Raw genomic sequence first — 19,397 nt, forward strand, 5'->3', positions numbered from 1 at the left:
CGCCTCGCCTCCGCCGCCGGGCCGGTGCGCACCCTTCATGCACCTCAGTCGCGCGGCAGCGGCAGGTCGAGGAGACGGCTGATGGTCCGCAGGACGCCGTTGTCGTTGTTGGAGGGCGCCAGGTGGCGGGCCCGGCGGATCACGTCGGGGTGGGCGTTGGCCATGGCGAAGGACCAGTCGGCGGCGTCCAGCATCTCCAGGTCGTTGAGGTAGTCGCCGAACACCAGGGTCTGCGCGGGCGTGATGCCCAGGTCCCGCTGGAGACGGCGCAGCGCCGCGCCCTTGTCGGCGGTGCGGTTCATGACGTCGACCCAGTGCTCGCCGGAGACGACGACCTGATGGGTAGCGGCGAACGGCGCCAGGGCCGGGGCGGTGGTCCGCTCGACCGCTCCGAAGTCGAAGACGGCCACCTTGATGACGTCGTCGTCGACGGCGGCGGCGTCCGCCACGACCTCGTGCCGTACGTAGTACTTGCGGACCTCCGCGAGGAACGCCTCGTCGGACCGTTCCACGTAGGCGGACCGCTTGCCGCAGATCACCGCGCCCACGTCCGCGCCCCCGGCGGCCAGCTCCCGCACGGCCGACACGAGCCGCGCGGCCACGGCGGGCGCCAGCGGGTCGGAGCTGAGTTCCTCGCCGTCCCGGACGACGTACGTGCCGTTCTCGGCGATGAAGACCATGCCCTCGTCCGCACCGGCGAACTGCTCGGCCAAGGTGGCGTACTGGCGTCCGCTCGCCGGGCTGAAGAGCACACCGCGGCGGCGCAGCTCGGCCAGGACCGGCCACAGGCCCGCGGGCATCCGTTTGGCGTCGTCGAGGAGCGTGCCGTCCATGTCGGTGACGATCAGCCGTATACCGGCCGGTCCGGCGGGGTCCCCGGGGCGGCTGCCGGGGGCGGTGAGCAGGGGCGAGGGAGTGGTGGACATGTCCCGGTTCCTGTGAGGGCGCGGGTGCGCCGGACGGGTGGCGGAGCGGCGGGAGCAGCCGGAGCGGCTCCCCGCCGACCCCCGAGACAAACACGTCCCCCCACCGCCGGGCAAACCCCGCCGGCGGCCGGCCGGGGTGCCGCCGGACCGCGACGGCCGCGGCCCCGGGCGGGCGGGTGCGCCGATTCCCGGGACAGGGTGATCTTCGCGCGGCACAATGGCGGGGACTGCGCGGCCTGCGCCGTGCCGTCGGCGGACATGCACCGAGCGGACATGAACCAGGAGCGCGGACGTGAGCGAGAGCAGCACCCCGACGGGCGGGTCGCCGAGGCTGAACACCGGGGTGGCGCACAACGCGCGGGTCTGGAACTACTGGATCGGCGGCAAGGACAACTACGAGGTGGACCAGCAGGTCGGCGAGCACGTGGCCGGCATGTTCCCGGTGATCCGCGAGGTCGCGCGCGCGGACCGCGAGTTCCTGGGGCGTGCGGTGCGCTTCCTGACCGCCGAGCGCGGCATACGGCAGTTCCTCGACATCGGCACCGGACTGCCGACCGTCGACAACACCCATGAGATAGCGCAGCGCCTGGCTCCCGAGGCGCGCATCGTGTACGTCGACAACGACCCGATCGTCCTCGCCCACGCGCGCACCCTGCTGACCAGTACCCCCGCGGGCGCCACCGCCTACATCGACGCGGACGTGCACGACCCGGAGGCCATCGTCGAGCGGGCCGCGGCCACGCTGGACCTCGGCCGGCCCGTCGCCGTGATGATGCTCGGCATCCTGAACTTCGTCCTGGACACCGACAAGGCGCGCGACATCGTCCGCCGCGTCATGGCGGCGGTCCCGTCGGGCAGTTACCTGGTCCTCACCCACCCCACCGTCGACGCCGACCTCGGCGGCGAGGGCAACGTGGGTGCCATGGCGTTCTGGAACGAGAACGCCACTCCCCCGATCACCGCCCGTCCGCGGGCCGAGGTCGCCGCCTTCCTGGACGGTCTCGACCTGGTCGAGCCGGGTCTGGTGCCGTGCTCGCGGTGGCGGCCCGGGACCGAGGCCCCCGCCGTGGTGCCCCAGTTCGGCGCGGTGGCCGTGAAGCCCTGACCCGGACGGCGCGGCGGCACCCTCGCCGCACGCCCCGAGGCAGCCCCATGGAGTACGTATGACCACCCTCGCCGACCCCGTGCCGGGCGCTCGCCCCGGCGCAGCGCAGCGGGCCGGCGCGCTCGCCGGTGGACTGGCCGGACGGGGCGTGCACGGCGTCGTCCCGGCCCGCGTGGACACCGCCGGGATCACCCGGGTCAAGGCGGTGCACGGCGCGCGGCCGCCCGACGCGGCGGCGTGGGGCGTGGGCATGCCCCCGGTGTCCGGCACCTTCCTTTCCGGCGGCTCGGTCGTCACCACGGACGTCCTGGGCTGCCCGGACGGCGGCCTGCGGCTCCACCCGGGCCTCGGCCGTCTGGTGGCGCCGGCCGCGCGGCCCGGCCGGGCCTGGGTGCCCGTCGACCCGGTCACGCAGGACGGCGAGCGGCACCCGGGGTGCGGCCGCCGTACCGTCCTGCGCCGGATCGCGGCGCACGCGCGGCGGCGGCGCGGGATCACGTTCGAGGCGGCCCTCGAGATCGAGCGGGTGCTCGGCCGGGGGACGGCACCGCGGGGCGCGTTCGAACCCGCCGTCTCCGGTCCGGCGTACGGGGCCGTCCGGCAGGTCGAGGTGAGCGACTACGGCGCCGCCCCGCCGGGGGCGCTCGCGGCGCGGGGCGTGGAGGCCGAGCAGTTCCACCCGGAGTACGCGGCCGGGCAGTTCGAGGCGTCCACACCGCACCGGTCCCGCGCGGACCGGTGCCGTCCTGGCCGAGGCGCTGGAGATCACCCCGTACCGCGAACTGCCGCACAGCGCCGGCGCCCGCGGTCCGGCCGAGTTCCACCGCCTCGGCGCGGTCGCCCTCCGGCAGGGCCCGGCCGGGCTGCTGCGGGAACGGGCGTAAGCCGACGAGCGGAGCCTCGCCGACGCGCCGCGGATCGCCCGCCGGACGGGGCGGGACAACGCCCCGCGGGCCTGCGGGCTCGCCGGAACTCCCCATCCGGAACCACTGAAAGTATGATCAAACAATGTCTGACATGACCGAGATCACGCCCGGTTGGCTGACCACCGATGAACTGGAGTCGGCACGCGCCCGCATGCCGATCCTGTACGTCGAGGCGGTGCCGGTGCGCGTCGACGACAGCGGCGAAGTGACCAGCATCGGCCTGCTGCTGCGCATCGGCCCGGACGGGACGGTCAGCCGGACCCTGGTCTCCGGCCGGGTGCTCCACCACGAACGGGTACGGGACGCGCTGCTGCGCCACCTCGAGAAGGACCTCGGGCCGGTGGCGCTGCCCCGGGTCCCGGCCTCCCTCCAGCCGTTCACCGTGGCCGAGTACTTCCCGACGGCGGGCGTCACGCCGTACCACGACCCGCGCCAGCACGCCGTGTCGCTCGCCTACATCGTCCCGGTCGCCGGTGACTGCCGGCCCCGGCAGGACGCCCTGGACCTGGTGTGGTTCACGCCGCAGGAGGCGGCCTCCGGTGCGGTCCAGAGCGAGATGCCGGGCGGGCACGGAGTACTGCTGAAGCAGGCACTCGCTCACGTGGGTCACGCCTGACGCGAACCGGACCGTGACGGTCGACGGCGTACGGAACAGCCGCCCCCGGCGGCACCGCCCGGTGCGCCGCGCACGGGCACAGGCGGGCGGTGACGGGCGGACGGTCACCGGCGGGCGGTCACCGGCCGGCGCTCACAGGTCGGTGGCGCGGTGGGTGGGGCGGCCGTTCACCACGGTGAGCAGCACCGGAAGCCGGGCCAGGTCGGCGTCGGAGACGTCGAGGGGGTTGTCCGCGAGGACCGTGAGGTCGGCCCGGTGCCCGACGGCCGGCCGGCCGGCCACGTCCTCCTCCCCCGCGACCCACGCCGGAGCGAGGGTGATTCCCTGCAGCGCCTGGAGCGGCGTCAGCGCCTGCTCGGGACCGTGCGGCGGCAGGGAGAGGTCGCCGGGACGGCGGTGACGCGCGCCCGCCATGACACCCAGCGGCGGGAAGGGCGCGATGGGCCAGTCTGAGCCGAGGACGACCCGCGCACCGGCCTCCCACAGGTCCCGGCAGCGGAAGGCCCGCGAGGCACGCTCCTCGCCGAGCCGCCTCGACCAGTTGTCGGTGTGGTCGGCGCGGGTGTACTCGCAGCAGTGGGTGGGCTGCATCGAGGCCGCCACCCCGAGCCGGGCGAAGCGCGCCACCGTGTCGTCGGGAACCGTCTCGATGTGCTCCACCCGGTGGCGTACCGGCGCCCCGCCCGCGGCCTGCGCCTTCTCCACCGAGTCCAGCACGTGCCGCACCGCCGCGTCGCCGATGGCGTGGGTCGCCGTGGGCACCCCGGCCCGGTGCAGTTCGCCGACCACCCAGCTGTACTGGTCGGGGTCGGGCCAGAAGGCGTGCACGGACTCGCCGTGGCAGTCGGGACGCTCCAGCCAGGCGGTGCCGTTGTCGATGGTGCCGTCCATGAACATCTTGACCCCGGCGACCCGCCACAGGGTGCCGCCGGTGCCCTGGAGCCGGACGAGCCCGGCCACCGCGTCCGCGTCGGCGCCCGGCTGGCACCAGGGCGCCACCCGCAGCCGCAGCGGCAGGGCGTCCTCGGCCTCCAGCGCGCCGAGGATCTCCAGGGTCGCGCCATTGGCGTCCATGGCGTGGCCGCCGGTCAGGCCGGCCGCCGCCATCTCGCGCAGCACCTCACCGGTGCGCGCCCGCACCTCCTCCTGCGTGGGCTTGGGCGCCACGGCCTCGACGAGTTCGCAGGCGGCGTCCTCCAGCAGCAGGCCCGTGGGACGGCCCGCGTCGTCGCAGACGATCTCGGCGGCCTGCTCGAACCGCCGGGGCCCGTCGACGCCCGCGAGTTCCAGCGCCCGGGCGCTGGCCAGCACGGAGTGGCCGTCGAACAGGTCGATCAGGGCGGGGACGCCGTCGAGGACCGGGCCGAGGGAGGCGGCGCCGACGGGCGCGTCACCGAAGGCGTTCGGGTCCAGGCCCCAGCCGCGCAGCCAGGCTCCGGGCGCGAGCGTCGCGGCGCGCTCGGCGAGCGCCGCCCGTACGGCCGCCAGGTCGCGGCAGCCGGAGAGGTCCACGCCCATGGTGCGCTCGGCGCCGGAGACGGGGTGGATGTGCGCGTCCGTGAAGCCCGCGGTGACCACCGCGCCCTTCAGGTCGATCACCGTGGTCGCCGGTCCGGCCAGCGCGCGGACCTCCCGGTCCTGCCCGAGGTGCGTGATGCGGCCGCCGCCCGCGGCGAGCGCGGTGTGCGGCAGGAGCGAGCCCGTGCCCGGGTCGAGGAGCCGGGCGGAGAGCAGGACGAGATCGGGAAACACGGGGTCGCTCCTTCGGAACTGGTGGTGCGGGGGCGGTGCTGAGGTGCGGGTGTGCGTGCCGGGGGCGGTGCAGAGGTGCGGGTGAGCGTGCCGGGGGCGGTGCTGAGGTGCGGGTGTGCGTGCCGGGGGCGGCCGACCGTGCGTCAGGCTCGCGCCGCCGACGCGTCGCGAGGTCCGTCCTCGCCCTGCGGCGCGGTACGGGAAGCAGGCCCGGTGTCCGCGGCCGGCGCCGCCACGCCCTCGGCCGGGCGGACGAGGGCGCCCGCGGGCAGGCCCAGGGCACGTTCCGCCGTGGCGGCAGCCATACCGCTCACCGCCGGTCTGCGTTTCGAGACACCGGAGTTGGCGTGCGCCCCGAGCCCGTCGAGGACGACCAGGATCTGCACGACCGCCACCAGCACGTCGTCCGTGCGGAACTCGCCCGCGGCGACTCCCTCCCGGATGACGTCCCCGAGCCGTCCGCGCCAGGCGGCCTCCTGCTCGTCGACCCGGTCGCGCAGCACCGGCCGGTAGCGGCTGAGGTGCCGGGCGTTGATCCACAGCCGGCTCATCGCGTCGTAGGCGTCCCCCACCGTGCGGGCGAGGAAGCGCGCGAGGTGCTCCGTCGGCGTGCCCTCGGGCCGCTCGGGCGGGATCAGGGTGTCCAGTTCGCCGGTCGCGGCGCTGCCGAAGGCCTCGGCCACCAGGTCGTCCGCGGACGGGAAGTAGTGGCTGATCAGCCCCGGCCGGACGTCGAGTTCCTCACCGATCCGGCGCAGGGTGATGCACTCCAGGCCCTCGGTCAGCGCGATCGCCGCGGCGGCATCGACGATTTCCGCACGTCGCGTGGCCGGGTCTTTGCGAATTCGTTTACGGCTGACGCTTGACGACATACCGCGGATGCTATTGAGTGACCGACCAATAAGCAAGCCGCCGTCAGCCCCTCGGAGTGACAATGGTGTCCACGACCCCCGACCCGAACCCGGACGTCGACGACTGTCCCGGTCCACTTACGTCCGCGGAACCTTCCGCCCGGGTCGAGGCGCACGGCATCGATCACATCCCCGACAGCGAACGCCGGGGCCGTCCACGGGAGTTGTTCTCCGTGTGGGCCGCCGCCAACGTGAACTACCTCAGTCTGGTGGTCGGCGGCGCGCTGGTCCTGATGGGCCTGAGCCTGTGGCAGTCGCTCGCGGTGATCGTGGTGGGCAACGCGTTCTGGCTGCTGACCGGGGTGCTGGCCGTCTCGGGGCCCGCGGCGGGCACGCCGAGCGAGGTGATCACCCGGGCGATGTACGGGATCCGCGGCAACCGCGTCAACAACGCAGTCGTCGGCTGGCTGATCTCCGTCTGCTACTTCGCGCTCAACCTCGCCGCCGCCGCGACGGCCGCCTTCTCCCTCGCCGGCAAGGCCGGCCTGCCGGTGAACACCGGCGTCAAGATCGTGGTCGTGGTGGTCGTCGCGGCACTGACGCTGACCATCAGCGTCTACGGCCACGCGCTGATCATGAAGCTGTACCTCCCGATCACCCTGGTCCTCACCGCGGCCTTCATAGGCGTGGCCGTCGCCGTGACCGGCCACACCGACTTCTCCTACGTCCCCGGGCAGCCGCTGACCGGCCGAAGCCTGTGGGCCGCCGTGCTCGCCGGGGTCGCCCTCGTCGCCTCGGGCCCGCTGTCGTACACCACCAGTGCGGACTTCTCCCGCTACCTGCCCCGCACCACCTCCGCGAAGGCGATCGTGGGGTGGACGGCCCTGGGCGGGTTCCTGCCGGGCACCGCGGTGTGCGCGCTGGGCGCCTTCGCCGCGACCGCGGTCGACATGACGGACCCGCAGAGCGCGCTGCAGGAGATCCTCCCGTCCTGGTTCGACCCGGTCTTCCTGCTGGCGCTGATCCTCGGCACGATCGCCATCAACGCCCTGACCGCCTACAGCGCGGGCCTCGCGCTCCAGGCCGTGGGCGTGCGGATCCGCCGCTCCCTCAGCGTGCTCGTCGACGGCGCCGTCTCGGTCTCCCTGACGCTGTACGCGCTGCTCGTGTCCGACTTCCTCGACACCGTGAACAACGTCCTGCAGCTCACCGTCGCGCTGCTCGGCCCCAGCATGGCCGTCTACGCCACCGACATCCTGCTGCGCCGCAACCGCTACGACGGCCCCGCCCTGATGGACGAGACCCCGGGCGGCCCCTTCTGGTACACGGGCGGCGTGAACCGGGCGGGCGCCGTCGCGGTCGTCGCGGGCACCGCCGTGGCCTCGCTGTGCGTGAACACCCTGTACTACACCGGGCCGGTGGCGACCGCCCTGGGCGGCGTGGACCTCGCCCTGCCGGTGGGCCTCGTGGTCGCCGCGGTGCTCTACGCCGCCCTGATGCGCGGGACGGCGGGCCCCGCCCGCACACGCTAGGCGGCCGGCCCCAAGCCCCCTGCCCGGCAGGCCCCGGCCGGACGTTTTCCGGCAGAGCCGCCGCCGGTCAGGACCATGCCAGTCAGGCCATACCGGTCAGGGCCGTCGCCGTTCACGGCCGTCGTCGTTCAGGGCAGCAGACGCTGCTCCTTGGCGACGGCCACGGCGCCGGCGCGGGTGTCGACGCCGAGTTTGTCGTAGATGCGCCCCAGGTGCGTCTTGACCGTCGCCTCGCTCAGGAAGAGTGCCTTGGCGATGTCCCGGTTGGTCAGCCCCCGGGCCAGCTGCCCGAGGATGTCGCGCTCGCGGTCGGTCAGTCCGGGGCGCGGGCTGCGCATGCGGGCCATGACCCGGTGGGCGACGGGTGCGGACAGGGCGGTGCGGCCGGCGGCGGCGCTGTGGATGGCCGTGAACAGCTCGTCTGGGCGTTCGGCCTTGAGCAGGTAGCCGGTGGCCCCCGCTCCGATGGCGCGGGTGATGTCCGCGTCCGTGTCGTACGTGGTCAGGACCAGGACGTGCACCCTGCCGCCGGAAGCGGCGGTGATCCGGCGGGTGGCCTCGACGCCGTCCATCCCCTCCCCCAGCTGCAGATCCATGAGGACCACGTCGGGGGTGAGCTTCGCGGCGAGCGCGACGGCCTCCGCCCCGCTGTCCGCCTCGCCCACCACCTCGATGCCCGGGGCGCTGCCCAGCAGGGCCCGCAGACCGGCGCGGACCACCGCGTGATCGTCACAGAGCACGATCCGTACGGCTTCGGCGGGACCGGCGGACAGGTGGGAGGCGGTGGACAGGTGGGGCGGGGCCGAGCCGCCGGGTTCGGCGCTCTCACCGGGTCCGGTGGAGCCGCCGGGACGGATGGAGCCGCCGAGTCCGGTGGAGCCGTCGGGACCGGTGGATTCGGCGGGACCGGCGGACCGGTCGGGTTCGGGGCGGGTCACGGCGCGGGGACCTCCACTGCGCTGGGGGCGGGACGGAGCGGTACGGCGGCGGAGACGACGGTGCCGTCACCGGGCGCTGACTCGATGGTGAGGGTGCCGCCCAGCTGGCCGACCCGGGCGCGGATCGCGGGCAGGCCGTGCCCCCGTACCCCGGGCGCCCGCTCCGGCAGGGCCGAGGTGTCCAGACCGCGGCCGTCGTCGGCCACGTCGAGGCGGACCTGGTCCTCCAGGTAGGTGAGGGTGAGGGCTGCCCGGGTCGCACCGGAGTGCTCGCGGACGTTGGCGAGGGCGCCCTGCGCGATGCGCAGCAGTGCCGACTGCACCCGGTCCGGCAGGCCGGACGGACCCGGGGCGCCGTCGACGAGGCAGGTCACGGTGCGTTCCGCCGTGCTCTCACGGGAGGCGAGGCCGCGCAGCGCCGCTTCCAGGCCGCCGCCCTCGGCGAGATCGGCCGGGGCCAGGTCGTGCACGAACCGGCGGGCCTCGGTGAGGCTGCTCTCGGCGATCGCGGCGGCCGTGCGCACATGGGCCCGCGCCTGCCGCGGGTCGGTGTGCCACACCAGGTCTGCTGCCTGGAGGAGCATCCGCTGACTGGACAGGCTCTGGGCGAGGGTGTCGTGGATCTCCATGGACAGCCGCTGGCGCTCGGCGAGGGTGCCCTCGCGACGCTCGGTGGCGGCCAGTTCGCGGCGGGTGCGCACCAGGTCGCGGATCAGGGCGGCCTGGCGTGCCGCCTGCCGGTCCAGGTGGGTGAGGACCGCGGTGGCCAGGAGGGCGACGGCCGGCGGTGCGACCACCAGGTCGACGTCGACGCGGTCGGCCAGCCGCACCTGTGCGACGACCACGAAGACGGTGAAGAACACCACCAGCGCGTACGCGGCGCGCGCGGGGAGGATCCGCAGGGCGGTGTAGAACAGCGGCACCGCGCACCAGGCGAAACTGGGTGCCAGGGCGACCAGCACGGCCCACACCGCGACCAGCGCGCCCAGCCACAGCAGGGCCCTGCCGGGCGGCCGGCCGGGACCGCGGGCGGACCCGGCGGAAGCCGCCGGTGCCGCCGAAGAACCCGATGCCGCCGATACCGCTGAAGAGCCCGAAGCAGCCGAAGGCGCTGAGGCAGCCGGTCCCGCCGATGCGGCGGACGGCCCCTGGAGCGCGGGACGCCCCACTCCGGGGCGGGCCGCCGCCCCGGCCGACGCGTCCGCCGCCCCGGGCACGGCGGCGGCCGTCCCCGCCGCCGTTCGGCGACCGACGACGTAGAGCAGGGCCAGCACGCCCGCCAGCGCGAGGACGGCGGGCACCTGGGGCTGGGCGCCGTGCCGCTGCACGTAGCGGGCCAGGGCGGAGAGCAGCAGCAGGAAGAACGCCAGACGGATGACGAGCGCGAGCCTGCGCGCTTCACCGTCGGCGCTCTTCGGACGGGCCGGGGAGGTTCGGCTCCTGAACGGCATGGACGGCATGGGCTGCTCCTCCCGGCCGGGACTTCGGGACGTACGGACTTGGCTGCCGAGCTGGGCGAGCACTGACATTGTCGCCCCGGCCCCGCCCGCCGGGGTCAACCGATCGGATGACCCCGGTGTCCACCGTCCTGCTCGCCGGGACCAGCCGGTACGCCGACGGGTGCGCGGGGCGGGCGGGGTGAGGCTGGAGGCACAGCGCAGGAAGCGCTGCGCCCCCCGCACCGCGGGGACCGGGCCGCGACGCCGGCCGGTCCGCCGGGGCGGGAGGGACGCGAGACTACCGGGGAGTTGCCCGCATGCAGCACAAGGCCAAGAAGTTCTCCACCCGCGCCAGGCTCGTCACCTCCGTGGCGGCCGTGGCAGCGGTCGGTGCCGGTGTGGCCGGCGCGGTCTCCGCGTCCGCCGGCACCCCGGCAGCCGCTCCGGCCGCGGCCGTCGCGGCGGTGAAGGGGAAGGCCACGACCACCAGCACCCATCTGACGGTCGACGCCGCCACCGACGCGGCCGAGGCGGCTCTGAAGGCCGCGCGGAAGGAGGGCCAGCGGGTGAGCGTCGCGGTGGTGGACCGCAACGGCAACACGATCGTCACCCTGCGCGGCGACGGTGCCGGCCCGCAGTCGTACGAGTCCGCGGTGAAGAAGGCGTACACGGCGGTCTCCTGGAACGCGCCCACCTCGCAACTGGTCAAGCGTCTGGAGTCGGCGCCCACCCTCAAGGACATCCCGGGCACCCTGTTCCTGGCGGGCGGCGCCCCGGTGGCGTACGACAACGCTCCGGTCGCGGGCATCGGTGTGGCGGGCGCGCCCTCCGGTGACCTGGACGAGAAGTTCGCCCGGGCCGGCGCCGAGGCGATCGCCGACGGCCGCTGACGGGGTCGCCCGTCCCGCCCGGCTGAGCGGCGGCCCCGTCCGCGGCCGCTCGGTGGCGGCGCGCGGGGTCCCCGCCCCGCGCGCCGCCACACTGTCCGCGGGCCCTCGCCGTCCCGTCGTCACCGTCACCCTGTGGAGGAGTTCCGCCGTGGCCAAGAAGTCACCTTCCCCTGCCGACCGCGCCCTGCTGGAGGCCGCGCGCGGCGGCGACGTCCCCGCCGTCCGCGCGGCCCTGGCAGCGGGCGCGGGCCTGGAGGTCCGCGACGCGGAGGGCCGCACGCCGCTGCTGCTGGCGGCCCTCGCCGACCAGGTGCCCGCGGCCGAGGTCCTGGTCCGGGCGGGCGCGGACGTGAACGCGCAGGACGACCGGCAGGACAGCGCCTGGCTGGCCACCGGGGTGACCGGCAGCGTGGCGATGATGCGCGCGCTGCTGCCCGGCGGCCCGGACGTGAGTCTGACCAACCGGTTCGGCGGGGTCTCGGTGATCCCGGCCAGTGAACGCGGGCACGTGGCGTACGTGCGCGCGGTTCTGGCCGAGACCGCCGTGGACGTGAACCACGTCAACCGGCTCGGCTGGACGGCCCTGCTGGAGGCGGTGATCCTCGGCGACGGCGGACGCACCCACCAGGAGGTCGTGGAGGTGCTGCTCGCGGCGGGCGCCGACCCGCTGCTGCCGGACGCCGAGGGCGTCACGGCCCGCCTCCACGCCGAGCGCCGCGGCTTCGGCGGGATCGCCGCCGTACTGCTGGCGGCCGAGCGGCGGACTGCTTCGCGGAGCGAGGAGGCCGGCGAGTGAGGCGACGGCGCTCGGCGGCCGTCGCGGGCGCGGTGCCCGTGGCCGTGCCGGCCGGGTGCGCGCCGGTCGGCGCCGCCGCTTCCCCGCCGTACCCGCCCGCTCCGCCGCACCGCGAACCGGACCGGGGCCGGGCTCAGGGCCGGGAGCGGGAGCGGGACACACGAGCGGACCGGAAGGCTCCGCCGCCCCGGCCGCACCGCTGCCGCACGGCACCGTGCTGGTGACCGACTTCGGCGCCGGCACCGTGACCTTCGTCGACCCGGCACGCCGTCACGGCCGGCGCAGACGGCACGCTCCAGTGCGGCACCGGGCCGGTCGATCCGTCCCGGGACGACGGGCCGTCCCGGACCGTGCGCTCCCCCGGCGGCCACGAGCGCGTCATCCCGCCCGACGAGCCGCACGCGGACGTCGCCCTGCCGGCGGACGCACCGCCTACGTCCCGGACGGCTTCACCCGCGCCGGCCACTGGAACGGCCTGAGCGTCGTCGGCCTCGGCACGGGCCACGTCACGCGCCCGGCGGCCGGTCACCGCCCGCTGGGGACGGCCGTGCTGCAGCGAACGCGCGGTGCAGGTCGTACAGCCGGCCGGCCAGCGCCGGTGCGGGCCCCCGCACCTCCAGGCCGGGCACCACGTCCCGGATGGGCGCGCAGCGCACCGGGGACGGCGGCACACCGAGGTCGGCCAGCCATCGCGTCAACTGCGCGGCGGAGTGGGCGTACACGACGGGACCCAGGCCCGCCCAGCCGTGGGCGGCGGCGCACATGGGGCAGTGCTCGCCCGAGGTGAAGACGGTGGCCGCGGCCCGTTCGTCCTCGGTGAGGTGGGCCGTGGCCCAGCGGACCAGCTCGAACTCCGGGTGCCGGGTCCGGTCGCCGAGGGTACGGACGCGGTTGCGGTCCTCCGCCAGGACCCGCCCGTCGGCGCCGACCAGGAGGGAGCCGAAGGGCTCGTCCCCGGCGCGCAGTGCCTCGGCGGCCAGCTCGACGGCACGTTCCAGGCGGGGCATGTCGTCGGCCGTCGGTCCGGCCGGGTCCCTGCCCGGTCCGGTGGGACGGGTTTCCGGATCGGTGGGGTTCACGGCTCTCCTTCAGGCTGCGGTGGGGGCGCCTGGGACGCGGCGCTCGCCGCCGTTGCGTTCCTGCCAGAGCCGGTACACCTCGACGGCGGCGTCGCGCGGCTCGTGCCGCATCGGCAGCCGGCGCTCCTGCCAGTCCTTGGCGAACTCGTCGTAGAAGGTGTCGAGTTCGAAGTACTTGCGGTCGTCCACGTAGTGCGGCTCGTAGGCGTCCCGGGTGGTGAGGAAGACGACCTCGTCGGGCGAACAGTAGTAGAGCGCCCCGAGGCACATCGGGCACGGCTGGGCGAGGACGTAGATCGTGGTGCCGACCAGGTGCTCGGTGCCGAGCCGGGTGCACGCCTCGCGGATGGCGAGGATCTCGGCGTGCGCGGTGGGGTCGTCGGTCTGGGCGACCCGGTTCGCGCTCTCGGCCAGGATCTCTCCGTCCTTGACGATGACGGTCGCGAACGGACGTCCGCCCTCGGTGACGTTGCGGCGGGCGATGTCGATGGTGTGCTGTGCGAAGTCCATGGGGGGGTGTCCTTCCGGTCCTTGGGGGATGAGCGGCGGGCCGGGGCGGGCCTGCGGGGGCGGGCGGTGCGCCCCGGTCCGCCGCTCCGGTGGGGCGGGCGGGATCGTCAGAAGGGCTTGGTCGGCAGGTACTTGCCGTCCAGGGTGATCACGGCACGCTCGCCGCCCTCGGGGTCGGCGACCTTCTTCACGTCCAGCCGGAAGTTGATCGCGGAGATGATGCCGTCGCCGAACTGCTCGTGCACGAGTGCCTTGAGCGTGGTGCCGTACACCTGGAGCATCTCGTAGAAGCGGTAGATGGTCGGGTCGGTGGGAACGCCGCCGGGGATGGAGCCCCGGGTCGGGATGGTCCGCAGCAGCATCGCGGCGTCGTCGTCCAGGCCGAGCAGTTCCGCGACGGCCTCCGCGGCCCGCTCGGGAAGGGCGTGCTGGCCGAGCACGGCGGCGGTCACGAAGGCCACCGAGAGGCCGGCCGCGTCCGCGATCTGCTGCCAGCTGAGGTCCTTGCGGGTCTTGGCCTCGACCGCGGCGGCGGCGAGCGCCTGACGGGCGGCGGGGTCGAACTGGGCGTGCATCATGAGGGAAGGTCCTTCCTGGGTTCAAGGGTGGGGGAACACCCGGTCGGCCGCGAGACGACGACAGCGACGACGGCGACGACGGCGACGGCGACGGCGACGGCGACCGGGACGTGGAGGGGCGGGCGGGGTCCGCGGGGCGTGGGCCTGCCGCGGGGCCCGCCGGGTCAGGCCGCGGACGTGGCGGAGGGCGGTTCCGGGGCGGGGTGCGTGGCCGTGGGCCGCCGGACCGGGCCGGAGCGGGGCTGCGGGGTGACGGTCTCGACGCCGCCGGTGGCGATGTCGTAGACCCAGCCGTGGGTGGCGAGGGTGCCCTCGGCCAGGGCGCGGGCCACCGAGGGGTGGGTGGCCAGGTTCGCGAGCTGGGCGAGTACGTTCTGGCGCACCAGGGCGGCGACGTCACCGCCGGCGGGGGTACGGGCCCGGGAGGCGTCCGCGTGCCGCAGCCACCGGCCGACCGCCGGGACCCCGCTCAGATCGTGCGCCTCGGCCAGCGCGGTCATCGCACCGCAGCCGGCGTGTCCGCACACCACGGCATCGCGGACGCCCAGCACGGCGACGGCGTACTCGATGCTCGCCGCGACCGCGTCCGGGCCCGGCGCGTGGGCCGGGACCAGATTGCCCGCGGTGCGGACGACGAACAGCTCGCCCGGCTCGCTCGTCGTGATCAGTTCCGGGACGACGCGGGCGTCGGAGCAGCCGATGAACAGCGTGTGCGGCGCGTGGTTCCCGGCGAGGTGGGCGAACAGCTCCGCCTTGGCTGGGTGGACGTCCCGCTGGAATCGCGTGACGCCCTCGGTGAGGTCGCGCATGGGTCACTCCCTTCGTGGATTCCGGCCCGTCGGGCTCGATGCATCCACCTTGCATGACCTGTGCCTATAGCGTCCAAGACGCATCACTCATAAGTTCTATTGGTCATATCTATACTGATGCTCATGGCTCTGGAACTGCGACATCTGCGTTACCTGCTGGCCGTCGCCGAGCACGGCAGCTTCACCCGCGCCGCCGAGGAGCTGCGCATCTCCCAGCCGACCCTGTCCCAGCAGGTCAGGCAGCTGGAAAGGACGGTGGGAGTGCAACTGCTCGACCGCACGGGGCGCAGCATGCGGCTCACCGACGCGGGCGAGACGTACGCGCGCCACGCCCGGCGGGCCCTGCGGGACCTGGCGGCCGCCCAGCGTGCCGTCCAGGACGTCCAGGACCTCACCCGCGGCCACCTGCGCCTGGCCGTGACGCCGACGTTCACCGCGTACCTGGTGGGCCCGCTGGTCGCCGAACTGCACGCACACCACCCCGGAATCACCCTGGACGTCAGGGAGATGACCCAGGACCGCATCGAGTCGGCGCTCCTCGCCGACGACGTCGACCTCGGCATCGCCTTCGCCGGCGCCCATCTGCCCGGCATCACCGCGGCGACCTTGTTCACGGAGACCCTCAGCCTGGTCACCGGCGCCCACCGCCCGGAGGACGGACCGCCGGCGCCGCTCCCCGTGCAGAGCCTGATGGATCATCAACTCGCACTGCTGAGCGGCGACTTCGCCACCCGCGGGCACATCGACGCCCATCTCGCTGCCCATGGCGTGCGCCCGCGCATCGCGGTCGAGGCCAACTCCATCCAGGCCCTGGTCGAGATCGTGCGCCGCACGACGATCGTCACGGTGCTGCCCGACGCCATCACCCACGACCACCCCCGCCTCACCCCGGTGCCCCTCGAACCGGCCCTGCCCGCGCGCACGGTGACCCTGCTGCGCCGCGGAGGCGGTTACGAGAGCGCCGCCGCCCGGGCCTTCACCCGCCTCACCCACGCCCTGGTGCGTGCCCGCGGCTACGCCGACGCCCGCCCCTGAAGGATCCGCGGCATCCATGAGGATTCCGGCCGGGACCCGTCCCGGCCGGACGACCTGCGCATCTCGCGCCTCTCGTCTGGCCAGGGCCTTCACCGGATCGAAGTGACCGGCGCCGCCTCCGGCCGGGCTGGAAGAAGGCCACGACCGCACCGTCCTGGCAGTCCGTACCCGGGGGGCGGGACGCGGAAGGTTCAGTGGCCTCCGGTCCCGGCGGCCACAGGATCACGTCCGCCGGTGCGGCGCTCGCGGCTCGTCTCGGCGCGATGCGCGCCGCACGTCCTTCACCGAGCCCGATGACCCCCACCCGCCGGCACCGGTCCACGAGGCCGGTACACGACCGGCCCCGACCAGTCCCCGGAAAAGAACGAGGACCGGCTTCGGATCGCTCCGAAACCGGCCCTGATCTGCGACTCTCGCAGCCCATCGCCGCGAGATCGGCATGAGGCCGATGACGGGGGCCGGGCAGCGCGACAGGTTGATGTCCGGGGGAAGCACTCGCGGGCGGTGACAGCGGCCCCCTGGGAAGAGGTGGAGTCCACGATCCACACCGGGTCCGACAACAGGTCCGGTGTCCGTGGCCGGGGACCGGATCACCTGTTTGACCAGCCCCGGAGCGGCCCGCAGGCGCTTGTCGTGCGCCGGCCGCTGGGGCAGGTAGGCGAACATCGCGTGAGGTTGGCGTGGGCGAAGCGCAGCCAGCGGGCCTCGCAGTGGAAGCCCGGCAGGGCCCGGGCCACGGCCAGGGCGACCAGCGCGGCATCGGTCGGCCGAGGCGGCCGGCCGCGCCGGCACGGGGTCCTCGGACGATCGTCGATGCGTACAGCGCGGTTAAGAGTTGCGAACAAAAGGGTGTCTGACTCGGTCGTCACAACCCGATGTCGGACACCCTCCCCACGTCCGCGAACCCCGCATTCGGAACTACTCGTCTGCGTGTTGCCGGCCATGACGTTGGTGACGCACCCCGTCGATGTTGACCTTCAAGTTGGTTGAAGCTCAATGATGGAGGGGTGCCAAGTTCCGAGCTGATGCCTATCGGGGTCTTCGCGCAGCGCAGTGGCCTGACCTCCAGCGCGTTGCGGTTCTACGCCGACTCCGGGCTGCTGCCCCCTGCCGACGTAGACCCGGTCTCGCGCTACCGCTACTACGCCGCCGCCCAGTTGGAGCGGGCGACCACACTGCGCCGGCTCCGCGAGATCGCCATGCCCCTTGCCGCGGTCGAGGCGGTCCTTGCCGCCGGGGCGGCCGAGGCGGCACGGCTGCTTGACGAGCACGTCGCCAAGATCGAAGGGGATGCGGCGGCGGCGCGGCGGAAGGCGGCGGTCATCAAGTCCGCGCTCGGCGGCAAAGTGCCTGGTCTGCTGATTGCCACACTGAAGGGTCCCGTGCTGGCGGATGCGGTCGAGCAGGTTTTGACCGCGACCGCGTACGAGCCGGGGATGGCGGTGCTCGCCGGCCTGCACATCGATTCGAGTGACGAGGCGATCGTCCTGACGGCGACCGACCGGTACCGTCTCTCCACCAGGACCTTGGTGCCGGCGCGGCCGACGGAGCAGACCTGGGCCGGCACGGTCGACGGCGTGGACCTCCGAGATGCGGTAGCCGACGTCCGGCGTAGTGCGCTGATCCGCATCGAAGCCGTGCCGCACGGGATCTGGCTGCGCATGCCCGAGCGGGAGGACCGGCACTGCCGGACGCTGCCTGAGGAGTTCCCCGACCACCGTCTGATGCTTGAGTCCCTGGACGACGTCACCACCCGCGCGACGGTCTCGAAGGACCTGCTGCTGCGAGTTCTGGAAGAGCACCCCGACGAACACGTCGTACTGCACATCACCGATCACAGCGTGAACGTCCGGTCCCCGAACGACGAACACCCCGGAATCCCGCTCTCCGCGGCGGTGACGGGCGAGGTCTGCCAGATCCGGTTCGAGATGACCACGCTCTATCCCGCCGTGAGCACGGCGATTGGCCCCGACGTGATGCTCGACCTGAGGGGACACGACCAACCCGTCACGATCCGCTCCGCCGACCGCGGCGACCTCACCACCCTGGCCATGCCCGTCAAGCTCGACCCCTCAGCCTGAGAACAACGACGAGGAACCTCATGACCACCACATCTGCCAGCCCCGATCCGACCATGGAAGCCATCGGCCAAGCCGTCGCCGAAGGTCGAACGGGCGACGTCCTGTCCGCCCGCCGCAAACTCCTGAACCTGTGGTCCGAGATCGGCGTCACCGGCGACCCGCTGCACCGTTGCTCACTCGCCCACTTTCTGGCGGACCTCTACGAAGACCCCGCCCAGGCCCTCGCCTGGGACGTCCGGGCCCTGGACGCCGCCGACGCCGTGACCGAACAGCGTGCCAAGGAGCACCACGCCGGCCTCCGCATCTGCGGGTTCTACCCCTCCCTCCATCTCAACCTGGCCGACAACTACCGCCGCCTCGGATCCTTCAACGCGGCCACCGAGCACCTCAACGCGGCCCAGGAACACGCCCACCACCTCCCCCAGGACGCATACGGTGCCTCCCTGCGCACCGCCCTCGACGAGGTGGCAGAGGCCGTCTCCCAGCGGGACACCACCAAGCGGCCCTCCGCACCTGGTCCCACTACGTGACGCACCGGGACGCGCCCCTCACCATCGAGGGACGCCGTCGGCTGGTCGAGTGTTGCCGGACGAGGCCGACGGACCGTTGGCGGACACCTTGCTGAGCTCGGCATCGACCGACGCCGATTCATTGACCCGAACGGTGAGGACGACCGACAACGGCGGAAGATCCAAGCTCGACGGCCAGGCCTCATGGTCCGCATCGACGTGAAGAAGGCGGGCTGGTCCCCAAGAATGATCAAAGGCCGGTTTCGGAAACCTCCGAAACCGGCCCTGATCTGCGACTCTCACGAGTCGGGACGACAGGATTTGAACCTGCGACCCCTTGACCCCCAGGAGTACGAGTCAAGGATATTTTCTGGACATAACAGACTCAATCCGCGCGAAAGTTGTGCATGGAAGCATGCATCGTGCACCACGGCGCGTACCGGGTGGTCCCCAACTGGTCCCCAGGATCACCGTTCTGGCGGTGACTGACGTTCCCCTGGGGTCGACCCGGGACATCCTCATCACCTGCCACGTCTCGGCGACAGGCAAGAGCAAGCTCCACGGAAGCCCCGAGTGCCGCACCCTGCGGTCAGTCGCCTCCGTGAACCAGATCGACGTCCCCTTCGGCGAAGCCGTGGCGCGGCTCTGCCCGAGCTGTCGGTGGCCTCTGCCCACAGACAGCCTCATCCTGCCTGCAGCCGATCCGCCTGCTGGAGGCGGCTGCCGTGCGTATCCTGCCCGAGCCGAAGTTCTCCGCAGACCCCGGCTTCGCCGGGTTGGGAGCGGAGGCGGAGAAGACCTTCCGGCGAGCATGGTACGAGTGGAGTCGGCGAGCCATCTGGTCCTGGCGCCGCCTGGAAGATCAGGACTTCTCGGTCCACACCGTCGTCAGCGACGCCTTCGGACGTCGCCGTAAGGGAAAGCCTGAGGCCCACGCCGCGTTCCGCCGACTCACTGCCGACTGGGTCAGCCAGGCACGCGAAGAAGCCGGCCGCCCCGTCAGTACGCCATGGCAGCTGGTGGCG

Annotated in this window: 18 protein-coding genes and 3 pseudogenes; 11 read left to right on the forward strand and 10 right to left on the reverse strand. The window is 73.7% G+C overall.

The window, feature by feature from the left end; all coding sequences use genetic code 11:
- Positions 1 to 44: 44 nt before the first annotated feature.
- The gene (locus IG64_RS36350; protein ID WP_037864581.1) at positions 45 to 926 is read right to left on the reverse strand and encodes a Cof-type HAD-IIB family hydrolase; all 882 of its coding nucleotides are present in this window, start codon (positions 924 to 926) and stop codon (positions 45 to 47) included.
- A gap of 292 nt (positions 927 to 1,218) precedes the next feature.
- Here IG64_RS36350 and IG64_RS36355 point away from each other — a divergent pair, with 292 nt between their 5' ends.
- The 3 genes and pseudogenes from IG64_RS36355 to IG64_RS36360 all read left to right on the forward strand — a co-directional run bounded on the left by IG64_RS36355 (position 1,219) and on the right by IG64_RS36360 (position 3,573).
- Positions 1,219 to 2,031 (forward strand): SAM-dependent methyltransferase, encoded by an 813-nt coding sequence (locus IG64_RS36355; RefSeq protein WP_037864582.1) that lies wholly within the window; start codon positions 1,219 to 1,221, stop codon positions 2,029 to 2,031.
- Positions 2,032 to 2,089: 58 nt separating this feature from the next.
- Positions 2,090 to 2,743 (forward strand): annotated as a pseudogene (locus IG64_RS42715) (glutamine synthetase); the annotation flags it as partial.
- A 305-nt stretch (positions 2,744 to 3,048) separates the two neighbouring features.
- Positions 3,049 to 3,573, forward strand: a complete 525-nt coding sequence (locus IG64_RS36360) for an NUDIX hydrolase family protein (protein WP_037864585.1) — start codon at positions 3,049 to 3,051, stop codon at positions 3,571 to 3,573.
- Positions 3,574 to 3,705: 132 nt separating this feature from the next.
- Here the strand turns inward: IG64_RS36360 and IG64_RS36365 are convergent, their stop codons facing one another.
- Positions 3,706 to 5,325 (reverse strand): amidohydrolase, encoded by a 1,620-nt coding sequence (locus IG64_RS36365; RefSeq protein ID WP_037864587.1) that lies wholly within the window; start codon positions 5,323 to 5,325, stop codon positions 3,706 to 3,708.
- A gap of 143 nt (positions 5,326 to 5,468) precedes the next feature.
- Positions 5,469 to 6,197: a TetR/AcrR family transcriptional regulator gene (locus IG64_RS36370; protein WP_078884426.1), complete on the reverse strand. Its 729-nt coding sequence runs from the start codon at positions 6,195 to 6,197 to the stop codon at positions 5,469 to 5,471.
- A gap of 62 nt (positions 6,198 to 6,259) precedes the next feature.
- Here IG64_RS36370 and IG64_RS36375 point away from each other — a divergent pair, with 62 nt between their 5' ends.
- On the forward strand, positions 6,260 to 7,708 hold the full coding sequence (locus tag IG64_RS36375) for a purine-cytosine permease family protein (RefSeq protein WP_037864589.1): 1,449 nt from the start codon (positions 6,260 to 6,262) through the stop codon (positions 7,706 to 7,708).
- A gap of 128 nt (positions 7,709 to 7,836) precedes the next feature.
- Here IG64_RS36375 and IG64_RS36380 read toward each other — a convergent pair whose 3' ends face one another.
- Together IG64_RS36380 and IG64_RS36385 are read right to left on the reverse strand one after the other, a co-directional pair.
- The gene (locus IG64_RS36380) at positions 7,837 to 8,499 is read right to left on the reverse strand and encodes a response regulator (RefSeq protein WP_051813788.1); all 663 of its coding nucleotides are present in this window, start codon (positions 8,497 to 8,499) and stop codon (positions 7,837 to 7,839) included.
- 143 nt (positions 8,500 to 8,642) lie between these two features.
- Positions 8,643 to 10,106, reverse strand: coding sequence for a sensor histidine kinase (locus IG64_RS36385; RefSeq protein ID WP_234438736.1), 1,464 nt, complete (start codon positions 10,104 to 10,106; stop codon positions 8,643 to 8,645).
- Between the two features lie 296 nt (positions 10,107 to 10,402).
- Here IG64_RS36385 and IG64_RS36390 point away from each other — a divergent pair, with 296 nt between their 5' ends.
- Both IG64_RS36390 and IG64_RS36395 read left to right on the forward strand, forming a co-directional pair.
- Positions 10,403 to 10,975, forward strand: a complete 573-nt coding sequence (locus IG64_RS36390) for a GlcG/HbpS family heme-binding protein (RefSeq protein ID WP_037864592.1) — start codon at positions 10,403 to 10,405, stop codon at positions 10,973 to 10,975.
- A gap of 148 nt (positions 10,976 to 11,123) precedes the next feature.
- Entirely contained in the window at positions 11,124 to 11,771 is a 648-nt protein-coding gene (locus IG64_RS36395) for an ankyrin repeat domain-containing protein (protein ID WP_037864594.1), read from the forward strand.
- Between the two features lie 506 nt (positions 11,772 to 12,277).
- Here the strand turns inward: IG64_RS36395 and IG64_RS36400 are convergent.
- From IG64_RS36400 to IG64_RS36415, 4 genes are all read right to left on the reverse strand, one after another.
- Entirely contained in the window at positions 12,278 to 12,778 is a 501-nt protein-coding gene (locus tag IG64_RS36400; RefSeq protein WP_051813790.1) for a nucleoside deaminase, read from the reverse strand.
- Positions 12,779 to 12,859: 81 nt separating this feature from the next.
- Positions 12,860 to 13,360: a nucleoside deaminase gene (locus tag IG64_RS36405; protein WP_037864597.1), complete on the reverse strand. Its 501-nt coding sequence runs from the start codon at positions 13,358 to 13,360 to the stop codon at positions 12,860 to 12,862.
- A 107-nt stretch (positions 13,361 to 13,467) separates the two neighbouring features.
- Complete coding sequence (cynS, locus tag IG64_RS36410) at positions 13,468 to 13,938, reverse strand: cyanase (RefSeq protein WP_037864599.1); 471 nt, start codon at positions 13,936 to 13,938, stop codon at positions 13,468 to 13,470.
- 164 nt (positions 13,939 to 14,102) lie between these two features.
- Positions 14,103 to 14,747: a carbonic anhydrase gene (locus tag IG64_RS36415; protein ID WP_051813780.1), complete on the reverse strand. Its 645-nt coding sequence runs from the start codon at positions 14,745 to 14,747 to the stop codon at positions 14,103 to 14,105.
- A gap of 123 nt (positions 14,748 to 14,870) precedes the next feature.
- Here IG64_RS36415 and cynR point away from each other — a divergent pair, with 123 nt between their 5' ends.
- On the forward strand, positions 14,871 to 15,782 hold the full coding sequence (gene cynR, locus IG64_RS36420) for a transcriptional regulator CynR (RefSeq protein ID WP_037864601.1): 912 nt from the start codon (positions 14,871 to 14,873) through the stop codon (positions 15,780 to 15,782).
- A gap of 527 nt (positions 15,783 to 16,309) precedes the next feature.
- Here cynR and IG64_RS43425 read toward each other — a convergent pair.
- Positions 16,310 to 16,651, reverse strand: a pseudogene (locus tag IG64_RS43425) (IS982 family transposase); the annotation flags it as partial.
- Positions 16,652 to 16,789: 138 nt separating this feature from the next.
- Between IG64_RS43425 and IG64_RS36425 the strand changes: the two are divergent.
- The 4 genes and pseudogenes from IG64_RS36425 to IG64_RS42735 form a co-directional block, all read left to right on the forward strand.
- Positions 16,790 to 17,863, forward strand: coding sequence for a MerR family transcriptional regulator (locus tag IG64_RS36425; protein WP_037864605.1), 1,074 nt, complete (start codon positions 16,790 to 16,792; stop codon positions 17,861 to 17,863).
- A gap of 20 nt (positions 17,864 to 17,883) precedes the next feature.
- The gene (locus IG64_RS36430; protein WP_199811730.1) at positions 17,884 to 18,393 is read left to right on the forward strand and encodes a hypothetical protein; all 510 of its coding nucleotides are present in this window, start codon (positions 17,884 to 17,886) and stop codon (positions 18,391 to 18,393) included.
- A pseudogene (locus IG64_RS42730) lies at positions 18,390 to 18,615 on the forward strand (hypothetical protein); the annotation flags it as partial. The gene IG64_RS36430 and the pseudogene IG64_RS42730, both read left to right, overlap by 4 nt.
- A 482-nt stretch (positions 18,616 to 19,097) precedes the next feature.
- On the forward strand, positions 19,098 to 19,397 hold a 300-nt coding region (locus tag IG64_RS42735; RefSeq protein WP_420710054.1), incomplete at its 3' end, for a hypothetical protein.

This window comes from Streptomyces sp. NRRL S-340, from assembly GCF_000720185.1.
In the GTDB taxonomy this organism is placed as follows: Bacteria; Actinomycetota; Actinomycetes; order Streptomycetales; family Streptomycetaceae; genus Streptomyces.